This window comes from Bradyrhizobium sp. (genome assembly GCF_036009065.1).
Lineage (GTDB): Bacteria > Pseudomonadota > Alphaproteobacteria > Rhizobiales > Xanthobacteraceae > Bradyrhizobium.
Genome location: NZ_DASYMN010000131.1, coordinates 1 through 4,235, shown reverse-complemented (window position 1 = coordinate 4,235; position 4,235 = coordinate 1). Strand labels below are relative to the sequence as shown.

Below are 4,235 nucleotides of genomic sequence, written 5' to 3'. Positions count from 1 at the left end.
TGACGGCAGTGTCGAGACTTTGGCCGATCGTCTCGGGATCGGTTCGAGACATTTGTCCCGGCTCTTCCAAATGCACCTCGGTGCAAGCCCGGTTCAGGTCGCCCAGACGACACGCGTGCAGCGGGCGAAGCGGTTTCTGGATGAGACCGATCTCACGATGTCGGAGGTCGCCGTGCGCGCAGGCTTCGGTAGCTTGCGGCGATTCAATACGGTGTTCGCTGAGGTTTATCGGCGACCGCCAACGCAGATCAGGCGTGCCCGCAAACCGAGTGCCACGTAAACGTCGGCTTCCGGTTGAAGCGCCGTTGCAGCCGATTGCTGCCCGGGCGCTGCTTCGGGCCTGGCGGCGTGCGCTTTCGGCAGCGGCGCCCTGGAGTGGCTGGCAACATGCGGTATCGGGAGCGGTGGGCGTGGCGCACGCCGGTAGCTGCAGTTGGCCGGGGGCGGCAGCGGTCCTACCGGGCCACAGGCGGCGTCGAGGTCGCCGTTGAAATTATCGCCCATCCGATACGCCGGGATGAAGCTGATGATCCGCCCGCTGCGGGCGTCGATCACCAGCCGCCCGTCGTCGCCGCGGTCGATTACCGAGATCGTGTCGATCAGGCCGCGCTGCTGCGGAATTTCCAGCGGCGAAAATCCGCTCTCGCGAACGATGGTGTAGACTTCCAGCGGCGGCAGCAGTCTCGGCCCATAGCCCGGCGGCCGGGCTTCCGGCGGCACCGCCGCATCGGGCCCGCCGACATCCGAAACCCGCAGCGCCGGTCCGATCCTGATTGGCGCCAAAACTTGCATTTTGCGGCTGCGGCCGCAAAAACCAGGCCGGCCGAGACAGCCCATCCCGTGAACAACTTCATCGCGCCGTGCTCCCCTGATAGCCCCCCGCTCCGGAAAGCGTCTCAGGCGCCTGTTCGCTCGTCCGGCGCACAGCCTTGCGGCAAAACCCGGCGGCCCCTGGGCCGGATCGCGGCGGGCTTGCTCCGAATCCTGGCAGGCCGCGCGGCGCCGGCTGCCATGCAATCGGGGACTCCGGCGCGCTTGTGTGATAGAAAAAAATTTGGCAATGTCAGGGTTAGGACAGTATCGCTGTCTCAATTGTGACGGCAATCCGGCATAGGGATTGCAGGTTAAGTTGGCGCTCCGGCGCCGGGAAAGTAGCAGGCAAGGCCGTTCGCCGGGGACGTTGAACGCCAAAACCTGAATTCTGAAATTACGGCTCGCGTAGGACGAGCGGTGGCCCCAAGGTTTGAATCGGGGTACCGCGAACGCCCAAGGTGCGCCGACGACGGAGAGAAAGACCCTTGCCGGGCTGAGAGGACGCAAAGATGAGCGGGCCGGAGTTCGAACGCGAACACATCGTGACGGATGCGCTGCCGGCGAATCCGCTCGCGAAACCGTTCGTACATCCATTGCGCGAGCATACTTGGCGGCCTCCCGCCGAAGGCCTGTACGACCTGTCGCAAGAAAAGGATGCCTGCGGCGTCGGCTTCATTGCCAATATCAAGGGCAGGAAGTCGCATCAGATCGTCTCCGACGCGATCGACATTCTCTGCAATCTCGAGCATCGCGGCGCGGTCGGCGCCGATCCGCGCGCCGGCGACGGCGCCGGCATCCTGCTGCAGATTCCGCACGGCTTCTTCGTACGCAAGGCCGCGGAGATCGGCTTCCAGCTGCCCGAGCCCGGCGAGTACGCGATCGGCGCGCTGTTCATGCCGCGCGAAACCGCATGGCGCAATGTCATCAAGAGCATCATCGCCGACCAGATCCGCGATGAAGGGCTGATGCTGCTCGGCTGGCGCGACGTGCCGACCGACAATTCGTCGCTCGGCGAAACGGTGAAGCCGACCGAACCTACCCACATGCAGGTGTTCATCGGCCGCAACGGCGCCGCGAAAACCGAAGATGAATTCGAACGCCGGCTCTACATCCTGCGCAAGTCGATCTCGCAGGCGATCTATCAGCGCCGCGACCGCGGCCTTGCCGGCTATTATCCGGTGTCGATGTCGTGCCGCACCGTGATCTACAAGGGCATGTTCCTAGCCGACCAGCTCGGCAAGTATTATCCCGATCTGCACGAGGACGATTTCGAGAGCGCGCTGGCGCTGGTGCACCAGCGCTTTTCGACCAACACCTTCCCGACCTGGTCGCTGGCTCACCCTTACCGGATGATCGCGCATAATGGCGAGATCAACACGCTGCGCGGCAACGTCAACTGGATGGCGGCGCGGCAGGCTTCGGTGCATTCGAAACTGTACGGCAAGGACATCTCCCGGCTGTGGCCGATCTCCTATGAGGGCCAGTCCGACACCGCCTGCTTCGACAACGGCCTCGAATTCCTGGTGCAGGGCGGCTACTCGCTGCCGCACGCGGTGATGATGATGATTCCTGAAGCCTGGGCCGGCAACCCCTTGATGGATGAGCAGCGCCGCGCGTTCTATGAGTATCACGCCGCGATCATGGAGCCGTGGGACGGTCCCGCCGCGATCGCGTTTACCGACGGCCGCCAGATCGGCGCCACGCTGGACCGCAACGGCCTGCGCCCGGCGCGCTATCTCGTCACCCGCGACGACCGCATCGTGATGGCGTCCGAGATGGGCGTGCTGAAGATTCCGGAAGAAGACATCATCACCAAATGGCGGCTGCAGCCGGGCAAGATGCTGCTGGTCGACCTCGAACAGGGCCGGCTCATTCCGGACGACGAGATCAAGGCGCAGCTTGCCAAGAGCCATCCCTATCGCGAATGGCTCGACCGCACCCAGATCGTACTGGAGGAACTGCCGGACGCGCCGGTCAAGGGCATGCGCTCGAATCTGCCGCTGCTCGACCGCCAGCAGGCGTTCGGCTACAGCCAGGAAGACGTCAGCATCCTGATGACGCCGATGGCCTCGACCGGCGAAGAAGCCAACGGCTCGATGGGCAATGACACGCCGATTTCGGCGCTGTCGGACAAGCCGAAGCCGCTGTTCACCTACTTCAAGCAGAACTTTGCGCAGGTCACCAACCCGCCGATCGATCCGATCCGCGAAGAACTGGTGATGAGTCTCGTCTCGATCATCGGGCCGCGGCCGAACCTGTTCGATCTGCAGGGCGTGGCCGGCACCAAGCGGCTGGAAGTGCGCCAGCCGATTCTGACCGACGGCGACCTGGAAAAAATCCGCTCGATCTCGGACATCGCGGACTCGCATTTCAAGTCGCGCACGCTCGACACCACCTTCCATGCCGGCTTCGGCGCCGCGGGCCTTGAACAGGTGCTCGACGAACTCTGCGCGCGCGCGGAATCCGCGGTGCGCGAGGGCGTCAATATCATCATCCTGTCCGACCGCATGGCCGGTTCGGACCGGATTCCGATTCCCTCGCTGCTGGCCTGCGCCGCCGTGCATCATCATCTGATCCGCACCGGCCTGCGCACCTCGGTCGGGCTGGTGGTCGAATCCGGCGAGCCGCGTGAGGTGCATCACTTCGCGTGCCTGGCCGGCTACGGCGCCGAAGCGATCAACCCCTATCTTGCGTTCGAAACCATCATCGCGATGAAGGACCGGCTGCCGGCCGCGCTCGACGACTACGAAATCGTCAAGCGCTACATCAAGTCGATCGGCAAGGGTCTGCTCAAGGTGATGTCGAAGATGGGCATCTCGACCTATCAGTCCTATTGCGGCGCGCAGATTTTCGACGCGGTGGGCCTGAAGGCGGATTTCGTGGCGAAATATTTCGTCGGCACCCACACCAAGATCGAAGGCGTCGGCCTCGCCGAAATCGCCGAGGAAGCCGTGCGCCGTTATAACGACGCGTTCGGCAACGCGCAGATCTACAAGACCGCGCTCGATGTCGGCGGCGAATATGCCTATCGCACCCGCGGCGAGGATCATGCCTGGACCGCGGAGTCGGTCTCGACATTGCAGCATGCGGTGCGCGGCAATTCGCTGGAGCGCTACAGGGCGTTCGCCAAAATCCTCAATGAGCAGTCCGAGCGGCTCTTGACCTTGCGCGGCCTGTTCAAGATCAAGACCGCCGAGGACGGGAAGCGCAAGCCGGTGCCGCTCGAGGAAGTGGAGCAGGCCAAGGATATCGTGCGCCGCTTCGCCACCGGCGCGATGTCGTTCGGCTCGATCTCGCGCGAGGCGCACACCACGCTTGCGATCGCGATGAACCGGATCGGCGGCAAGTCCAACACCGGCGAGGGCGGCGAGGAGAGCGACCGCTTCAAGCCGCTGCCGAACGGCGATTCGATGCGCTCGGCG

The 4,235-nt window shown here is 64.1% G+C and carries 3 protein-coding genes; 2 read left to right on the top strand and 1 reads right to left on the bottom strand.

Going from position 1 to position 4,235, the window contains the following annotated elements:
* The first annotated feature begins 70 nt into the window (after positions 1-70).
* Positions 71-280, top strand: a complete 210-nt coding sequence (locus VGP39_RS08065) for a helix-turn-helix domain-containing protein (protein ID WP_327567582.1) — start codon at positions 71-73, stop codon at positions 278-280.
* Here the strand turns inward: VGP39_RS08065 and VGP39_RS08060 are convergent.
* Positions 226-792: a hypothetical protein gene (locus VGP39_RS08060; protein WP_327567581.1), complete on the bottom strand. Its 567-nt coding sequence runs from the start codon at positions 790-792 to the stop codon at positions 226-228. The two genes, VGP39_RS08065 and VGP39_RS08060, sit on opposite strands and share 55 nt — an antisense overlap.
* A gap of 530 nt (positions 793-1,322) precedes the next feature.
* Here VGP39_RS08060 and VGP39_RS08055 point away from each other — a divergent pair.
* A partial coding sequence (locus tag VGP39_RS08055; RefSeq protein ID WP_327567580.1) for a glutamate synthase central domain-containing protein occupies positions 1,323-4,235 on the top strand: 2,913 nt, incomplete at its 3' end.